Below are 15,202 nucleotides of genomic sequence, written 5' to 3'. Positions count from 1 at the left end.
GCCGGCTGCCTCCCGTCCCCCCGCGCGTGCCGGGGACGGCCCGGTGATCAGTCCCCCGACCAGCCGAATCTATCGGGCCGAGCGTGATTTTTCGGGCGCTTCCCGGCGCTCAGGGCAGCGGGAACGGGAGCTTGATCCCGTCGAGCGCCCGACGGCAGGGGCAGTCCCGGTCGGCGGGCAGCGCGGCGACCGCGTCCAGCAGCACCCCGCGCAGCCGGTCGGTGTTCTCCGCGAAGACCCGGAAGACCTCCTCCTGGGTGACCGACTCGCCCGCCTCGACGCCCGCGTCCAGGTCGGTGACCAGCGCGATCGAGGTATAGCAGAGGGCCAGCTCGCGGGCGAGCACGGCCTCCGGGTGGCCGGTCATGTTGACCACCGTGCCGCCGATCGAGGCGAACCAGCGCGACTCCGCCCGGGTGGAGAAGCGCGGCCCCTCGACCACCACCACCGTGCCGCCGTCCACCGCGGGCACGCCCCGCCCGGCCGCCGCGTCGAGCAGCGTCCGCCGCCCCGCCGGGCAGTACGGGTCGGCGAAGGACACGTGCACCGCGCCCTGGTCGTAGTAGGTCTGGGCGCGCCCGCTGGTCCGGTCGACGAGCTGGTCCGGCACCACGAACGTGCCCGGGCCCAGCTCCGGCCGGAGCCCGCCGACCGCGCAGGGCGCCAGCACCTGGCGGACACCCAGGGACCGCAGCGCCCACAGGTTGGCCCGGTAGGGGATCAGATGCGGCGGATAGCGGTGGTCGCGCCCGTGCCGGGGCAGGAACGCCACCCGCCGGCCGGCCACCTCGGCGATCGTGATCGGATCCGACGGCGCGCCGTACGGCGTCTCCAGCACGTGCTCGGTGGCGACGTCGAGCAGGGCGTAGAGGCCCGACCCGCCGATCACCGCCAGTTCGGCCGTAGCCGTCATCCGGCCCTCCCTCGATCCCGTCACGATCACCCGCCGGTCAGACCTTAGCCACCGGGCGGACCGCAGGCTATGGTGCCTTGCATGGCGTTGACAGCGCGGCTGGTCGCGGCGTACGGCTGACGGGTGTCGGACATGCAGGGTGAGGGACAGGCGATCGGTGGCCGAGCCATGGATTCCATGACCGGGCGGCTGCTGGTCGCGACGCCTGCGCTGAAGGACCCGAACTTCGACCGGACCGTCGTGCTGCTGGTCGCCCACGAACCTGGCGGCGCCCTCGGCGTGGTGCTGAACCGGGCCACGGAGGTCCCGGTGGCCGACGTCCTGGGCGACTGGAGCGACCTGGCCCGACACCCCGCGGTGCTCTTCGAGGGCGGCCCGGTGCAGCCCGACTCGGCGATCTGCCTGGCCCGGATGCGGCACCCGATCAAGCCGGTGAAGGGCTTCCACCGGGTCTCCGGCGCGGTGGGCACCATCGACCTCTCGGTCGACCCGGAGAAGCTGCGCGACGCCGTCGGCGGGATCCGGGTCTTCGCCGGTTACTCGGGCTGGGGCGCCGGTCAGTTGGAGCGGGAGATCGAGGACGGGTCCTGGTTCGTGCTCGACGCCCTCCCCGGCGACGCCTTCGTCGACCGCCCGGACGACCTCTGGCCGATGGTGCTGCGCCGGCAGGGCGGCATGATGGCCGCGGTCGCCCATTTCCCCCCGGATGTGGCCTTGAACTGAGTGGCCTGGCCGGGGGACCCCCGCGAGATGACCATGCCGACCGGCGTGTGTATAGTTCTCTGCGTGCCCGGGCGACCGGGGACAACCGCAAGGGGCCGTGGCGCAGCTGGTAGCGCACCACACTGGCAGTGTGGGGGTCAGGGGTTCGAGTCCCCTCGGCTCCACCCTTCACGATCAGGGCGTTCGTCAGACATGACGGACGCCCTTCGTCGTGTTCAGAGCCGGAAGCAGGCAGCCGGGTAGGCAAGGGTGGCTCCCCTCACCCCCACCGCGCGTCCTCCGTCGCACCGGCAGCCGGTACGAGTCCCGTGGGCATGACGTGGCTGTAGGTGTTCATGGTGACGCCGATCTGGGAGTGGCCAAGTAGTTCCATGAGCACCTGCTGGTTGTCGACAACCATGCCCCAGGCGAGGGAGCCGGCGACGAAGATTCCGCCGTAGGCGGCGAGGATGCGGCCGAAGTTCGGGTCGGGTTGGAAGGTGGCGACGAAGACGTAGAACCCGAGCGCGATGACTCCGGCCACGATCCAGAGCAGCCCTCGGTTTTCCCGCCAGCCCTGCCACACCAGCCAGGCGCCGCCGATCTCGGCGAGCAGGAACAGCAGGATTGAGCGGGCAACCATCATGCGTCGGACCGTAGCTGGATCACCTCGCGGTCGTGCTGCTCCGGGTGACCGCAGGAGCAGTTGCCGCCGGCGCAGCCGCTGTTGGGCCGGCGTTTGGTGGCCCACCACCAGGACAGGCCGGCGAGCACGACCAGGGCGACGGCAACGCCGGGCAGGAAGCGGTTGACCGCGGCCCAGCCGGCACCGCCGAGGATCCCCGCGGCCAGCAGCGCCGGCAGCACGCAGCAGGCAGCGCAGGCGGCTCCCGCGAGTCCCGTCAGGCCGGAGGGCAGTAGACGGCGCAGCCGGTTAGCAGGTGTCGGCACGACGGTTCCTCTCGACCAGTTCAGCGAAGGGCAGGGGGCAGCAGGAGCTGCCGGCGCAGGCGACGAGGTCGTCACAACCGGCTGAGATGGCGGCGCGAAGGGTGTCACGGATGACGGTCAGGTCAGCGAGCTTCTGCTCCACCTCGATGAGCTTTTCCCTGGCGCGTGCCTGTAGGCCGCTGTCTGGTCGACCGCCGTGCTGGCGCCGGCCGGCGTCGAGCAGGTCGGCAACCTCGTTGAGCGTGAAGCCGAGGCGTTGCGCGGTCTTGATGACCCGCAGCAGGGTGACCGACTCGGCCGGGTAGAGCCGGTGCCCACCCGGCGACCGCTGCGGCGAGGCGAGCAGGCCCCGGCGCTCGTAGTAGCGCAGCGTCTGCTGGTTGACCCCGGCCGCGTCGGCCAGCTGGCCGCTACGCAGTCCCGACCCGGTCATCCCTGATTCCGGACAGACGCAGCCCGCTGGGCGAGGGCGTCGAGCACGTCGACGTGTGCCGCCGGTACCCGGACATCCAGCGACAGCGAGTCAGGGTCGGGCCGGGAGAGGTCAAAAGCAAAGAACGAGCAGCAGGACGACTCCCGGGCCGTCAGATCCCGCGCCGTCTCCTCGACCTGCGCAGCGCCGTCGAGCTGCAACCGCAGATGCTGTGCCGACAGCCGGTCGACGCCCCGGACAGCGTCAGTGAAGAACTGATCAAACTCGGCGAGCCGCAGCGGCCGCTCAGCCGTCGGCAGGGTGCAGGCATCCGGCACCCAGGCGTCGTCCGTCGTGATGTGGTGGTCACTCATACCCCAAACGGTAAGCCTGTACCGAGGTACCAGATGCAAGCCCGAGGGTGGACCTTGGCGGACTGGTTGAGCAGCGCCAAGCGACGCTGGCCGGGATCGCCCGCTCCCGGCGCGGCTCCATCGTTCATAGATCGGAGCGGAGGAGCCTGACGAGTAGCCACGGAAGTAGCCAACGCGGCGGATTCGGCTGGATGATGCCGGACGTCAGCGGACCCACCGACCAGCGCAGGACCAAGCTGACCAAGGGCCGCCCGCTCCTGGCAGTGTGGGGGTCAGGGGTTCGAGTCCCTTCGGCTCCACCCTTGAAATAGCAGGTCAGCGGCCTGGTCGAGTGATCACCGACTGGGCCGCTGATTCGTTTTTCGGCCCGGCGTCTCACCGTTTTCACATCAGCCTCGCCTAGGTCTTCAGCGCGAAGGTGACGTCGCCGTGCCCGAGCCGCTGCTGGCCCGATCGGCCGCCGGTGCCAGCCAACCGTCCTGATCGGAGAACCGGCTCTCGTCGATGTCGGCTGTCCGTGCGATCCTTCCTCCGCGGGCGCTCATCGTATTGCCCGCCATCATCACGGGGGAGGACCGGCATGCGTGCCGACGCGCGCTCTTCGCGGCGCTTTTTCTCACTTGCCATGACCATGGTGGTCGCCTGCGGGACGGCGGTCGGCGCGAGCGCCACCCCGGCCGCCGCCGATGTCGGAGGGCCGACCGAGCTCACCACCGCCGGCCAGGCCTGCGCCACGGAGACACCCGGGCCCTACCTGAGCCCCGACCGGCTCAACGACGCTCACGCGGTCGTGCTCCAGGGCTCCTACAGCGGCACGCCCCAGAGCGCCGACCCGCAGGCCGACTTCCAGGTGTGGGACGTCACCAAGCCGGACGAGCCGCAGCAGTGGCGCGACGGGGTCGACCAGCAGAACAACCGGGTCTACGTCCAGCTCGAGGACCCCGCGCGCCAGTTGGACGGCGTCACGTACGCGTGGCGGGTCCGCGTCCTCGACGGCGACGACGCCTCGCCGTGGAGCGACACCTGCTACTTCACGCTCGACCGCACCGGAGGTCCGGCGCCGGCCGTCGCCTCGACGAAGTACCCGGCGGGAAGTGGGGAGAACGCCGGCGGCGAGGTCGGCGACCCGGGAACCTTCACCTTCACCTCGGCCTCCGACGACACCGAGAGCTACCTGTACCGCTTCTACTCGGGCGAGGCCGGCGGGGGCGACGACTGGCTGACGGTGCCGGCGACCAGCCTCGGTGGGCCCGCGACCGTCACCTGGACGCCGGAGGCCGCGAGCTACCACTCGGTCAGCGTGTACGCCGTCGACCGCGCCGGGAACTGGTCGGAGCCGAACGTCTACGAGTTCTGGGTACGGGAGACGCGGCCCTCCGTCTTCTCCGCCGCGTACCCGGACTGGGGCACCAACCTGGACTACGGCGTCGGCGTGCCCGGGGCGTTCGAACTCACCAGCAACGTCCCGGACACCGAGTCGTTCGCCTGGCGTATCGACGGCGACGGCCCGTCCGGCTCGGTCGCGGCCGGCGCCGACGGCAAGGCCACCGCGATGATCGCCCCGACGCGGGCCGGCCGGCAGACCCTGTACGTGCGGAGCGTCACCCGGGACGGCGCGGTCCATCCGGAGCGCTCCTACACGTTCGTGGTCGACAACGCGCCCAGGGTCACCGGCGACGTCGACCGGGCCGTGATCATCGGGTCGTCCCTGCGGTTCCACCTGGCTCCGCGCATGCCCGACGTCCAGTCCTACCTCTACTGGCGTCGCGACGGCAGCGGGAACGAGCCCGACGAGAAGACCGTCCTGCCCGCCGGCGCGGACGGCACCGCCGACCTGACCTGGACCGCCACCAACCAGAACATGGACACGCAGGCCCTGCTGGTGCAGAGCCGCAGCGCCGACGGCACCCTGTCGGAGCCGCGGTTCATCTCCATCTCCGTGTGGGGGGCCAGCCCGTCGGTGACCCGCAGCGGCGGCGATGTGGTGGGGTCGACGGCCACCTTCACGGCGCGCACCGAGATGGCGAACGTCGCGGAGTACGAGGTGCTCCTCAACCGGGACCCGGCCACCCGGCAGGTGCTGCCGGCCGCCGCCGACGGCACCGTGACGTTCCGCTACACGCTCACGAAGCGTGGGTACACCTACGTCACCGTTGTCGCCCGGAACGCCGCCGGCGTGCAGACCACGGAGGGTGGCACCTCCTGGTCCGTCACCGACTCCCCCGTGGTCGTCTCGACGGACTTCCCCTCGTCGGGCTCCGGGAAGATGGCACCCGGCACCTTCACCTTCAAGCCCCGGCAGCCCGGCGCGGTGAAGTACGTGTACCAGGTCGCCGGCGCCGAGGGCACGGTCGGGGCGGAGGCGGACGGCACGGCGACGATCACCTGGACGCCGCCGGACTCCGGCTACCACACGCTCTACGTGAAGAGCCTGACGGTGGACGGCGTCGAGTCGTTGCAGACCTACTACTCCTTCTACGTGGCACCCGACCCGCTGACCGTGACGTCGGTGTCGCCGGCGTCGGTCGCGACGGGCGGCGTGCGCACGATCACCGTCACCGGCAGCGGTTTCCACCAGGAGGATCAGGTCACGGTCACTCCGGCCGGCGGATCGCCGCTCAGCGCGGCGGTGCAGAGCGTCTCCGCCGACCATCGGACGCTCACCGCCGAGGTGGATCTGACCTCCGCCGCCGCGGGCAAGGCGTCCGTCTCGGTGCGGCCCGACGACTGGAGCGACGCGGTGTCGCTCGCCGACGCCTTCTCGATCACCGCGGCGCCGGCCATCCGGTCGGTGACCGCGCCGACGATCACCGGCACGGTGGCCGTCGGGGCGACGGTACGCGCCTCGACCGGGCAATGGAGTCCGACCGCCGCGGCGTACACCTACCAGTGGGCCGCCGACGGGACCGCGATCAGCGGAGCGACCGGGTCGACGTACGTGATCCCGGCGTCCCGGTTGGGCAAGCGGCTGACCGTGACGGTCACCGCGACCAAGCCCGGCTACTCGCCTGCGCAGGCGACGTCGAAGGCCACCGCCCCGGTCGCCAAGGGCGCGGCGCCGACGGCCACCGTCAAACCGACGATCACCGGTACGCCCCGGGTCGGCCAGACGGTGCAGGCCAGCGCCGGCACCTGGTCCCCGACCGCCGACTCATACCGCTACGAGTGGCGAGTGGGCGGTGTCCTGACCGGCACGACGACGAAGACGCTGAAGCTGACGGCCGCGATGAGCGGCAAGGCGGTCACCGTGACCGTGATCGCGGTGAAGGCCGGCTACACGGACGGCCGCGCCACCAGCGCACCGGTGACCGTACGCACCTAGCGCGGCAGACCGGCAGGCGCCGCCACCTCGTCTCACAGGACGGCGAGGTGGCGGCGCTTGGCGCTGATCATCCTCGGCACGCGAGCGTTCGTCAGACATGACGGACGCCCTTCGTCATTCCGGACGCTTCTGGGCGGCGGCGGCGCGTTCGTAGGCCAGGGTCAGTTCGGCCAGGACGCCGTCGGCAGGCTGTGGGCGGCCTTCGAGGTGCGTGGCCCGGAGCTCGTCCATGAACCTCTCCCACATCTCGGGGCCTCCCTCGGCGAGGAGGTGGGCGCGGATCGACAGCGCGGGCGAGGTGGGGAGCCATCGGGAGCCCCAGGCGCCGAGGTGCGCCATGAGCGGGACGAGTTCGATCGCGGCCTCGGTGAGGCGGTAGTCGATCTTCTGTCGGTGGCTCGGGTCGTCGTGCCGACTGAGCAGGCCGGCGTCCACGAGCCTCGACAGGCGGTTGGCCAGAATGTTCGACGCGATGCCCTCGATCGAGTTGGTGAGCAGTTCACGGAAGTGCCGGTGACCGCCGAACATGACGTCCCGCAACACGACAAGGCTCCACCGGTCGCCCAGCAGCTCGACGGTCAGATTGATCGGGCACCCCGACTTCCCCTCGGGCACGGGGAGGCGAACGGCCGCGACTGGTTGCGACATGCAACCAGTGTAGTACGGTGCTACCGGTTGTCAGTTGCAATCAGATGGTGCTCGTCAGCATCGAGGAGGATTCGTGCCACAGCTGTTGAGGGTGCAGAGCTTCAACGTGTCGCGTGACGGGTTCGGCACGGGCGAGGGGCAGAGCCTGGAGCGCCCCTTCGGCCACGCGGACCCCACCGCCCTGTTCTCCTGGCGTGCCGCCACCGCCAGCTTCGTCTACCGCAGCGAGCCCGGGGGCACCCGCGGCCTGGACGACTACATCGTTCGCGACTACGACCGGAACATCGGCGCGGAGATCATGGGTCGTAACAAGTTCGGCCCGCAGCGCGGCCCCTGGGAGAACCACGACTGGCAGGGCTGGTGGGGGGACAACCCGCCGTTCCACGTGCCGGTCTTCGTGCTCACCCACCACGAGCGCCCGTCGTTCACCCTGGCCGACACCACCTTCCACTTCCTCGACGCGAGCCCGGCCGAGGCGCTGGCACGCGCCAAGCAGGCCGCCGACGGTCGGGACGTACGCCTCGGTGGTGGGGTCGCCACGATCCGCGAGTTCATCGAGGCCGACCTGGTCGACGAGATGCACGTCGCCGTCGCGCCCGTCGACCTCGGTCGGGGCGAGCGGCTGTGGGAGAGCCACACCGAGCTTCTCGACCGCTTCGACCTCGAGTCGGTGCCGAGCCCGAGCGGGGTCACCCACCTGCTGTTCTGGCGACGATGACCACCGCCCGTGCCGGCCGCGCGCACGCTGGCAAGCCTGCATCCCGGAGGAGAAGCCTGCGGATCCCTAGCATGGCCACATGACCGTAGACCTGTTCGCGGGCCTTCCCGTCCGCGACTACCGGGCGGCGGCGGCCTGGTACGAGCGGCTCCTCGGCGGCCCGCCCTCGTTCGTGCCGAACGACACCGAGGCGGTGTGGGAACTCGCCGAGCACCGGTACCTGTACATCGAGGTGCGGCCCGAGCACGCCGGCCACGCCATGCACACCGTCTTCGTCGACGACCTCGACGCCCGCCTCGCGCGGATCGCCGAGCGCGGCCTGACGCCGGCCGAGCGCGAGACGTACGACAACGGGGTCCGCAAGGCCATCTTCCGCGACCCGGACGGCAACGAGATCGGCTTCGGCGGCGGCCCGGGCTGACCGGGGCGACCGGTGGCGGCGCCCGCCCTATTGGACGGACGCCGCCGGTGGACTCAGCGCGGCTGGTACGCCTTCGGCAGGCGCATGCCCCGCTCGGCCATGAGCTGCCGGACCCGGTTCGGGTAGTTGGTGATGATCCCGTCGACGCCCAGGTCCATCAGCGCCGCCACGGTGGCCGGGTCGTCGCAGGTCCACGGCACGACCTTCAAGCCGCGGGCGTGCGCGTCGGCGATCATCTTCGCGTCCGGGTAGAAGCGGAAGGCCGGGTCGGCCACCGTGCCGTTCTGCGGGAAGCCGTAGTTGGGGGAGAGGGCGGTCACGCCGGGGATCGCGGCCGCCGTGCGGACGAAGTCGCCACCGAAGTCGTCCGCGTCCAGGCCGCCCAGCCAGGGTGAGGCGCCGGGCTTGCCGACCTGGAGGAAGTCGTAGTTGGTCAGCGCCACCAGCGGCCACCGCGGCGCGAGCCGGTGCATGACCCGCAGCGCCCCCCAGTCGAAGGACTGGATGGTGACCTGGTCCTCGATGCCCGAGGCGCGGATCCCCTCGAAGACCCGGCGGACGAACAGCTCGCGGGGGGCCGTCTGCTCGGGCGCGCCGGCCTCCACCTTCGTCTCGATGTTCAGCGTGAGCTGGTGGGCGCGCCAGCTCTTCACCAGGCCCAGCACGTCCCGCAGCTCGGCCATCCGGACCCCGGCGATCTGCTCCTGCTCCGGGAAGCCGGGCAGCTGCTGGTAGCCGCAGTCCATGGTCTTGATCTGGGCCAGGGTCAGGTCCTTGATGTACTTCCCGACGTACGGGTACATCGGGTCGCCCGGGGTCGCGGGGCCGGTGTCGCGGCACTTCTGCGCGCTGACCTGCCGGTCGTGTGTGACGACCACCTTCTCGTCCCGGGTGACCTGCGTGTCCAGCTCCAGCGTGGTGACGCCGAGGCGCATGGCCTTGGCGAAGCCGGCCAGGGTCTCCTCGGTGGTCAGCCCGATCCCGCCCCGGTGTGCCTGCAGGTCGAAGTGGGTCTTCTGCGGCAGTACGCCGGGACCGGCGACGGGGGCCGCGTGGGCGGCCGTCGGCGCGGCCAGCACCGCCCCGGCGGCCAGCACCGTCATGAGCTGACGGACGGACATGGAAAACCTCCGCTACCTTCGGTTGACGTTTGCGCAGCCGAAGCTAGGTGCGGGGTCGGTGCCCGCCGTGGCCCTGACGTGAGGCGGGGGTGAACGTTCGCGGACGCGCCGGGTGCGCCGGCCGGGCCGCGGCACGCCGCGGCCCGGCCGGCGGGCGTCACCGGCGGGACTTGGGCAGGTCGAACTGGTCGGCCCGGCGGCAGTCCTTCGGACCGCCGATCGCGCCCGGCCCGACCCGGTCCAGGGCCTGGCGGGCCCGGTGCCGGCCCAGGTTCCAGGCGTACCAGGGGTCGGATTCCTCCAGGTCGTCGGCGATCCAGCTCAGCGTGCAGCGGCGCACCGGGTCGGGGAGCCGCGTCAGCGCGGGCGTCGCGTCGGCGGAGAGCGCCCGCAGGTACCACGCGTCGATCTTGCCGGTCCGCTCGTAGCGGAGGATGTTGCGCTTCGCCGCGTAATCCTCCGGGTTCAGCACGGCCAGGCCCAGCAGCATCGCGACGGCCAGCGCGACGGTGGTGCCCGGGATCCACCGGCCCCGCCACCGCACGCCGGCCGCCAGGATCATCAGGAAGACCACGCCGAGCAGCAGCTCGAACGCCATCACGAAGATCCGCTCGCCGGTGAAGCTGTAGACCTTCTGGTACGTCCACATCCGGGACAGCGCCGACACCACGATCACCACGCTGAGCGCGCTGAGCAGGCCCAGCAGGACGCGCAACAGGATGCGCTCGACCGGCCGCTCGCGGCTGGCCCAGCGGCTCACCCCGCCCAGCACGGCCAGGGTCAGCAGGGTGACGAAGAGGAGCTGCCAGAAACCGCTGCGGGCGTATTCGGAGTAGCTCAGCCCGGCGACCTTCTGCACGTGCTCCTGGCCGCCGAAGAGCACGGTGAACTGCACGATCACGAAGCCGACGAAGAGCAGTGTCAGCGCGCCGATGGCCGGTGCCCACTCCAGCACGCCGAGCCGGCGGGTGCTCGGCCGGTCCACGGTGGACAGGTCGGGCGGGGCGGCCAGGGTGTAGACCGCCGCGACGGCGATCAGACCGCCGACCGCCGCCAGGAAGATCCAGCGGAACACCGTACTGATGTTGATCTCGGGAACGATGGCGTTGAGCACCTCGGAGAAGGCGGCGTCGGCCGAGGCGAGCAGGCTGCCGAAGACCAGCAGCACCAGCACGGTGGCGACCACCGAACCGGTGACCTTGCGCACCGTCCCGGCCTCCGGTGAGGCGGTGACGTGCCGCCGCACCCAGGGCAGGCCACGGAACGCCGCGAACGGCGTGGCGGCCAGGCCGAACAGGATCGAGCGCACCAGCCGGCCGCCGACGATCGCCAGGGTGGCGCACCCCAGCGCGCCGAGCACGCAGAACGTCACCAACCACCAGGCGTTGCGGAACGCCAGCACGGCGAGCAGGACCAGCGCCGCCGCCGCCCACCCGCCGCGGATCAGCCGCTCGGCGCGGGGCAGTCCGGCGGTACGCCGGCGCACCGCGACCAGCACGCCGAGGGTCAGCGTGAGCCAGCCCAGGAACCAGCCGATGCCGACCCGGCTCAGCGGCACGAAGAACGCGGTGCCGAGCGCCCCGGCCAGCACGGCGAGGGGGACCGCGCGGCCGGTGGCCTGCTTCGGGCCCGGCCAGCGCGCGCCGAGGAACGAGGTGCGGGGCGTGCGGGGCCGGGGTGTCCAGCCGGGCGCGGGCGGGTAGCCCCAGGGCTGCATCCCCTGCCCGTGATACGGCGGCGCGGCGGCTGGTGGGGTGGGGACGGCGGCGGGCGGCCGGGCGTCGGGGGCGGGCGCGGTGAGCGGCGCTGTCGGCGTGCCGGTCGCCGTCGCTCCGGCGGCCGGAGCCGTGGCTACGGCCGTCGCCGGGGTGGGCGCGGCCCCGGGCTCCGGCTCGGGCTCGGCGGTGGCCGGTTCGGCGGGAGCTGGCGTGGCGGTGCCGTCAGTCGCCGTGCCGGTACCGCCGTGACCGGACGCGGACGCCACCGCCGGGTCCTCAGCTGCTCGCGCCGTGCCTTCCGGCACAGCGCCGGTCACCGACGCGGTCGGAGTCGACCCGGCCGCGCCGGTCGTCGGATCAGCCGGGACCGGCGCCGCGCCGCTCGGAGTCGGGGTCTCGACGGCCGGCGGGGTGGCCTGGGTGGGCACGCTCGGCGCGGGGACCAGCACCCGCGGGGCGGCCGGCTGCCCGGAGGCTACCGGCTGTCCCTCGGCCGCCGGCACCAGCGGCACGAACAGCGCGTAGCCGCGGGTGCCGGGCGGCACGAGCACCGGGATCGCCCAGGCGGGCTGTCCCTCCGGGCCCGGCCACGGCATCGCGGGTGGCGCGCCCGCCACGTCGGGCACGACGAGCAGGTGTGGCGTGACGTCGGCGGGGACGTCGCCGGCCGCGGACCCGGCCGCCGGGGCGGGTCGGGGCGCATCTGGCGTCTGTGGCGGCTCGGACACGGCTCGCTCCTTGATCGCGGGGTGCCGTCACTGTAGGGCCCCACCCCGCTCCGCCGCCGCCCCGACCGTTCGTTCGGTCAGCACGCTCTGAGCCGGCCGTGGAGTCCGGCACACCGTCGCGCCGATCGAACCTTTGCCGCCCCGCGCCCGTACCAGTGCGCGGGAGGTCGATGACATGGCCGTACGCCGCACGCTCGCCGGGCTCGCCGCCGTCACCGCGACCCTGCTGCTCACCGGCGTGCCGGCGAGCGCGCACGGCGCCCCCACCAGCCCGTTGAGCCGGGCCGCGGCCTGCGGTCCGGAGGGTGGACGGGCGGACACGCCGGCCTGCCGGGCCGCGATCGCCGAGGGGGCGGCCGTGCGGGAGTGGGACAACATCCGGGTGGCCCGGATCGACGGGCGGGACCGGGAGCGCATCCCCGACGGGGAGCTGTGCAGCGGCGGGCTGTCGGCGTACCGGGGGCTGGACCTGCCCCGGACCGACTGGCCGGCCACCACGCTCACCGCCGGGGCCCGGCACACCTTCCGCTACCGCACCACGATCCCGCACAAGGGCACGTTCCGGTTCTACGCCACCACCGCCTCGTACGCGCCGACCCGGCGGCTGACCTGGGCGGACCTGGAGGAGAAGCCGTTCCTGACGGTCACCGACCCGCCGATCCGGGACGGCGCCTACCAGATGCCGGGGCGGCTGCCGGCGGGCCGCAGCGGGCGGCACATCATCTACACGATCTGGCAGAACTCCAACACCCAGGACACCTACTACTCCTGCTCCGACGTGGTGTTCCGGTCGCCGTCCGGCGAGGCGGCGCCCACGCCGCGTACCAAGCCGTCGGCGAGCGCGGCGGCCCCGCGTACCGTGCCGAAGGCCGCGACCGGCGACGCGGCCGGCGACCCGGCGGCGGGGGTGCCGGTGGCGGCGGTGACCGACACCGGCAGGTTCCCCCGACCGCTCGTGGTCGGCGCGGCGGCCGGGGTCACCGTGCTGCTCGCGGCCCTGGTGGCGCTGCGGTTGCGGCGGGCCGGCAGCGTGCCCGCCGGCCGGCCGTGCGGGGTCCGCAGCCACCGCGCCGGTCGCCGCCGGATCTGGTGACCGCCCGGCGTCAGCTCAGGTGCCGGTCGATCTCGGCCAGCTCCTCGACGCCGAGGTCGAGGTTGTCCAGCGCGGCCACGTTCCCCTCCAGCTGGGCCACGCTGCTCGCCCCGATGATCAGGCTGGTCATCCGGGGGTCGCGCAGCGCCCAGGCCAGCGCGAGCTGGGCCAGGCTCTGGCCGCGCCGCTCGGCGACCGCGGCGAGCCCGCGGATGGTGGCCATCTTCTCCTCGCTGAGGTCGCTCTCGTTGAGGAAGACGCTGGTGCGCACCCGGGAGTCGGCGGGGATGCCGCCGAGGTAGCGGTCGGTGAGCAGGCCCTGTGCCAGCGGGCTGTAGGCGATGCACCCCGCGCCGGCCTGCTCCAGCGTGTCGAGCAGCCCGTCGGCCTCGGTCCAGCGGTTGAGCATCGAGTACGACGGCTGGTTGATCAGCAGCGGGGTGCCCAGCTCGCGGAGGATCTCGGCGGCGCGGGCGGTCTGCTCGGAGTTGTAGTTGGAGATGCCGACGTAGAGCGCCTTGCCGGAGCGGACGATCGCGTCCAGCGCGCCCATCGTCTCCTCCAGCGGGGTGTCCGGGTCGAACCGGTGGGAGTAGAAGATGTCGACGTAGTCGAGCCCCATCCGGCGCAGCGACTGGTCCAGCGAGGAGATCAGGTACTTGCGCGAACCCCACTCCCCGTACGGGCCGGGCCACATCAGATAGCCGGCCTTGCTGGAGATGACCAGCTCGTCGCGGTACGGCTTGAGGTCGGTGGCGAGCAGCCGGCCGAAGTTCTCCTCGGCCGCGCCGGGCGGCGGGCCGTAGTTGTTGGCCAGGTCGAAGTGGGTGATGCCCAGGTCGAAGGCGCGCCGGACGATGTCCCGCTGCCGCTCGTACGGGCGGTCCGGCCCGAAGTTGTGCCAGAGCCCGAGCGAGATGGCGGGCAGGCGCAGGCCGCTCCGGCCACTGCGCCGGTAGATCATCGAGTCGTAACGGTCTTCGCTGGCGAGGTAGGTCACCCTCCGACCCTAGTCCCGGGCCGGTGCCCAGCTCGGAGCGGAGGTGGGGCCGGCGGGTGCCCGCCGGAACCGGCGTGCGGCCGCGCCGGCTTGGGTAGCTTCGAGTCCATGCGCTACGTCCCGCTCGACACCCCCAAGCCCATCTCGAAGATCGGCCTCGGCACGTGGCAGTTCGGCTCCCGCGAATGGGGCTACGGCCCCGACTACGAACGCCGGGCGGCGCAGATCGTCCGGCGGGCGCTCGACCTGGGCGTCACCCTCTTCGACACCGCCGAGATCTACGGCTTCGGCCGCAGCGAGCGCATCCTCGGCGCGGCGCTCGGCGACGACCGGGCCAAGGTCGTGGTGGCCAGCAAGCTGTTCCCGGTGCTGCCGCTCGCCCCGGTGGTGCAGCAGCGGGCGGTCGCCTCCGCCGCGCGGCTCGGCGTCACCGGCATCGACCTCTACCAGGTGCACCAGCCCAACCCGGTGGTCGCCGACACCACCACCATGCGCGGCATGCGCGCGCTCCAGGACGTCGGGCTGGTCGGCGAGGTCGGGGTCAGCAACTACACGCTGCGCCGCTGGCGGTTCGCCGAGGCCGCGCTGGGCCGCCGGGTGCTGAGCAACCAGGTCCGCTACAGCATGATCGACCGCGGCCCCGAGAAGGACCTGATCCCGTACGCGGAGCAGGCCGGCCGGATCGTCATCGCGTACAGCCCGCTGGGGCAGGGCTTCCTCTCCGGCCGGTACGACGCGAGGAACCCGCCCGCCGGGGCGGTCCGGCGGGCCAACCCGTACTTCCTGCCCGAGAACCTGGACCGGGGCACCGAACTGATCGCCACCCTGCGCGAGGTGGCCGACGCGCACGACGCCACGCCCAGCCAGATCGCGCTGGCCTACCTGCTCCGCCACCCCACCGTGGTGGCCATCCCCGGCGCGTCGAGCGTGGAGCAGGTGGAGCGCAACGCGGCCGCCGCCGACATCGACCTGGCCGACGACGAGTACGCCACCCTGGCCACCGCCGCCCACGCGTTCCGCCCGGTCACCGGGCTGGCCGCCGTACCCAAGCTGATCCGCGCCCGCACCCGGAAGTGACCAT

15 protein-coding genes and 1 tRNA gene are annotated in these 15,202 nt (G+C 72.5%); 7 read left to right on the top strand and 9 right to left on the bottom strand.

Annotated features, from left to right (window positions below; genetic code table 11):
* Positions 1–109 precede the first annotated feature (109 nt).
* Positions 110–913, bottom strand: coding sequence for an S-methyl-5'-thioadenosine phosphorylase (locus ACFYPD_RS21750; protein ID WP_387116302.1), 804 nt, complete (start codon positions 911–913; stop codon positions 110–112).
* 132 nt (positions 914–1,045) lie between these two features.
* On the opposite strand from ACFYPD_RS21750, the gene ACFYPD_RS21745 reads away from it, so the two are divergent.
* Positions 1,046–1,636 carry a YqgE/AlgH family protein gene (locus tag ACFYPD_RS21745; protein WP_091259972.1) on the top strand — a complete coding sequence of 197 codons (591 nt, stop codon included), beginning with the start codon at positions 1,046–1,048 and terminating at the stop codon, positions 1,634–1,636.
* A gap of 91 nt (positions 1,637–1,727) precedes the next feature.
* Positions 1,728–1,800, top strand: a tRNA-Ala gene (locus ACFYPD_RS21740).
* Positions 1,801–1,895: 95 nt separating this feature from the next.
* Here the strand turns inward: ACFYPD_RS21740 and ACFYPD_RS21735 are convergent.
* Genes ACFYPD_RS21735 through ACFYPD_RS21720 form a run of 4 tightly spaced genes read right to left on the bottom strand, consistent with a single transcriptional unit; the run spans position 1,896 to position 3,352 of the window.
* Entirely contained in the window at positions 1,896–2,261 is a 366-nt protein-coding gene (locus tag ACFYPD_RS21735) for a hypothetical protein (protein WP_387116299.1), read from the bottom strand.
* Positions 2,258–2,566 (bottom strand): hypothetical protein, encoded by a 309-nt coding sequence (locus ACFYPD_RS21730; RefSeq protein WP_387116296.1) that lies wholly within the window; start codon positions 2,564–2,566, stop codon positions 2,258–2,260. The genes ACFYPD_RS21735 and ACFYPD_RS21730 overlap by 4 nt, the downstream gene beginning before the upstream one ends.
* On the bottom strand, positions 2,550–2,999 hold the full coding sequence (locus ACFYPD_RS21725; RefSeq protein WP_387116294.1) for a MerR family transcriptional regulator: 450 nt from the start codon (positions 2,997–2,999) through the stop codon (positions 2,550–2,552). The genes ACFYPD_RS21730 and ACFYPD_RS21725 overlap by 17 nt, the downstream gene beginning before the upstream one ends.
* Positions 2,996–3,352, bottom strand: a complete 357-nt coding sequence (locus ACFYPD_RS21720; RefSeq protein ID WP_387116291.1) for a hypothetical protein — start codon at positions 3,350–3,352, stop codon at positions 2,996–2,998. Before ACFYPD_RS21720 ends, ACFYPD_RS21725 begins: the two co-directional genes overlap by 4 nt.
* A 625-nt stretch (positions 3,353–3,977) precedes the next feature.
* On the opposite strand from ACFYPD_RS21720, the gene ACFYPD_RS21715 reads away from it, so the two are divergent.
* On the top strand, positions 3,978–6,674 hold the full coding sequence (locus tag ACFYPD_RS21715) for an IPT/TIG domain-containing protein (RefSeq protein ID WP_387116288.1): 2,697 nt from the start codon (positions 3,978–3,980) through the stop codon (positions 6,672–6,674).
* 114 nt (positions 6,675–6,788) lie between these two features.
* Here ACFYPD_RS21715 and ACFYPD_RS21710 read toward each other — a convergent pair whose 3' ends face one another.
* Positions 6,789–7,322: a winged helix-turn-helix transcriptional regulator gene (locus tag ACFYPD_RS21710; RefSeq protein ID WP_387116285.1), complete on the bottom strand. Its 534-nt coding sequence runs from the start codon at positions 7,320–7,322 to the stop codon at positions 6,789–6,791.
* Positions 7,323–7,395: 73 nt separating this feature from the next.
* On the opposite strand from ACFYPD_RS21710, the gene ACFYPD_RS21705 reads away from it, so the two are divergent.
* Both ACFYPD_RS21705 and ACFYPD_RS21700 read left to right on the top strand, forming a co-directional pair.
* Positions 7,396–8,040 (top strand): dihydrofolate reductase family protein, encoded by a 645-nt coding sequence (locus ACFYPD_RS21705; RefSeq protein ID WP_387116282.1) that lies wholly within the window; start codon positions 7,396–7,398, stop codon positions 8,038–8,040.
* A 79-nt stretch (positions 8,041–8,119) separates the two neighbouring features.
* On the top strand, positions 8,120–8,461 hold the full coding sequence (locus tag ACFYPD_RS21700; RefSeq protein ID WP_387116279.1) for a VOC family protein: 342 nt from the start codon (positions 8,120–8,122) through the stop codon (positions 8,459–8,461).
* A 53-nt stretch (positions 8,462–8,514) separates the two neighbouring features.
* On the opposite strand, the gene ACFYPD_RS21695 is transcribed toward ACFYPD_RS21700, so the two are convergent.
* Positions 8,515–9,582, bottom strand: coding sequence for a glycerophosphodiester phosphodiesterase family protein (locus tag ACFYPD_RS21695; RefSeq protein ID WP_387116276.1), 1,068 nt, complete (start codon positions 9,580–9,582; stop codon positions 8,515–8,517).
* A gap of 157 nt (positions 9,583–9,739) precedes the next feature.
* Entirely contained in the window at positions 9,740–12,028 is a 2,289-nt protein-coding gene (locus tag ACFYPD_RS21690) for a DUF4153 domain-containing protein (RefSeq protein ID WP_387116273.1), read from the bottom strand.
* A 175-nt stretch (positions 12,029–12,203) separates the two neighbouring features.
* Between ACFYPD_RS21690 and ACFYPD_RS21685 the strand changes: the two genes are divergently transcribed.
* A complete protein-coding gene (locus ACFYPD_RS21685; protein WP_387116271.1) occupies positions 12,204–13,121 on the top strand; it encodes a lytic polysaccharide monooxygenase in 918 nt (305 codons plus the stop codon).
* A gap of 10 nt (positions 13,122–13,131) precedes the next feature.
* On the opposite strand, the gene mgrA is transcribed toward ACFYPD_RS21685, so the two are convergent.
* Positions 13,132–14,121, bottom strand: coding sequence for an L-glyceraldehyde 3-phosphate reductase (gene mgrA, locus ACFYPD_RS21680; RefSeq protein ID WP_387116268.1), 990 nt, complete (start codon positions 14,119–14,121; stop codon positions 13,132–13,134).
* Between the two features lie 108 nt (positions 14,122–14,229).
* Here mgrA and ACFYPD_RS21675 point away from each other — a divergent pair, with 108 nt between their 5' ends.
* Entirely contained in the window at positions 14,230–15,198 is a 969-nt protein-coding gene (locus tag ACFYPD_RS21675) for an aldo/keto reductase (RefSeq protein WP_387116265.1), read from the top strand.
* Positions 15,199–15,202: the final 4 nt, after the last annotated feature.

This window comes from Micromonospora sp. NPDC005299, assembly GCF_042872345.1.
Classification (GTDB): domain Bacteria; phylum Actinomycetota; class Actinomycetes; order Mycobacteriales; family Micromonosporaceae; genus Micromonospora.
This window is presented reverse-complemented; position numbering and strand designations above follow the sequence as displayed.

Excerpts from the sequence above, each read along its gene's own strand:
- ACFYPD_RS21750 (WP_387116302.1), bottom strand. The coding sequence starts at position 913 with ATGACGGCTACGGCCGAACTGGCGGTGATCGGCGGGTCGGGCCTCTAC.
- ACFYPD_RS21745 (WP_091259972.1), top strand. The coding sequence starts at position 1,046 with ATGCAGGGTGAGGGACAGGCGATCGGTGGCCGAGCCATGGATTCCATG.
- ACFYPD_RS21735 (WP_387116299.1), bottom strand. The coding sequence starts at position 2,261 with ATGATGGTTGCCCGCTCAATCCTGCTGTTCCTGCTCGCCGAGATCGGC.
- ACFYPD_RS21725 (WP_387116294.1), bottom strand. The coding sequence starts at position 2,999 with ATGACCGGGTCGGGACTGCGTAGCGGCCAGCTGGCCGACGCGGCCGGG.
- ACFYPD_RS21720 (WP_387116291.1), bottom strand. The coding sequence starts at position 3,352 with ATGAGTGACCACCACATCACGACGGACGACGCCTGGGTGCCGGATGCC.
- ACFYPD_RS21715 (WP_387116288.1), top strand. The coding sequence starts at position 3,978 with ATGACCATGGTGGTCGCCTGCGGGACGGCGGTCGGCGCGAGCGCCACC.
- ACFYPD_RS21710 (WP_387116285.1), bottom strand. The coding sequence starts at position 7,322 with ATGTCGCAACCAGTCGCGGCCGTTCGCCTCCCCGTGCCCGAGGGGAAG.
- ACFYPD_RS21700 (WP_387116279.1), top strand. The coding sequence starts at position 8,120 with ATGACCGTAGACCTGTTCGCGGGCCTTCCCGTCCGCGACTACCGGGCG.
- ACFYPD_RS21695 (WP_387116276.1), bottom strand. The coding sequence starts at position 9,582 with ATGTCCGTCCGTCAGCTCATGACGGTGCTGGCCGCCGGGGCGGTGCTG.
- ACFYPD_RS21685 (WP_387116271.1), top strand. The coding sequence starts at position 12,204 with ATGGCCGTACGCCGCACGCTCGCCGGGCTCGCCGCCGTCACCGCGACC.
- ACFYPD_RS21675 (WP_387116265.1), top strand. The coding sequence starts at position 14,230 with ATGCGCTACGTCCCGCTCGACACCCCCAAGCCCATCTCGAAGATCGGC.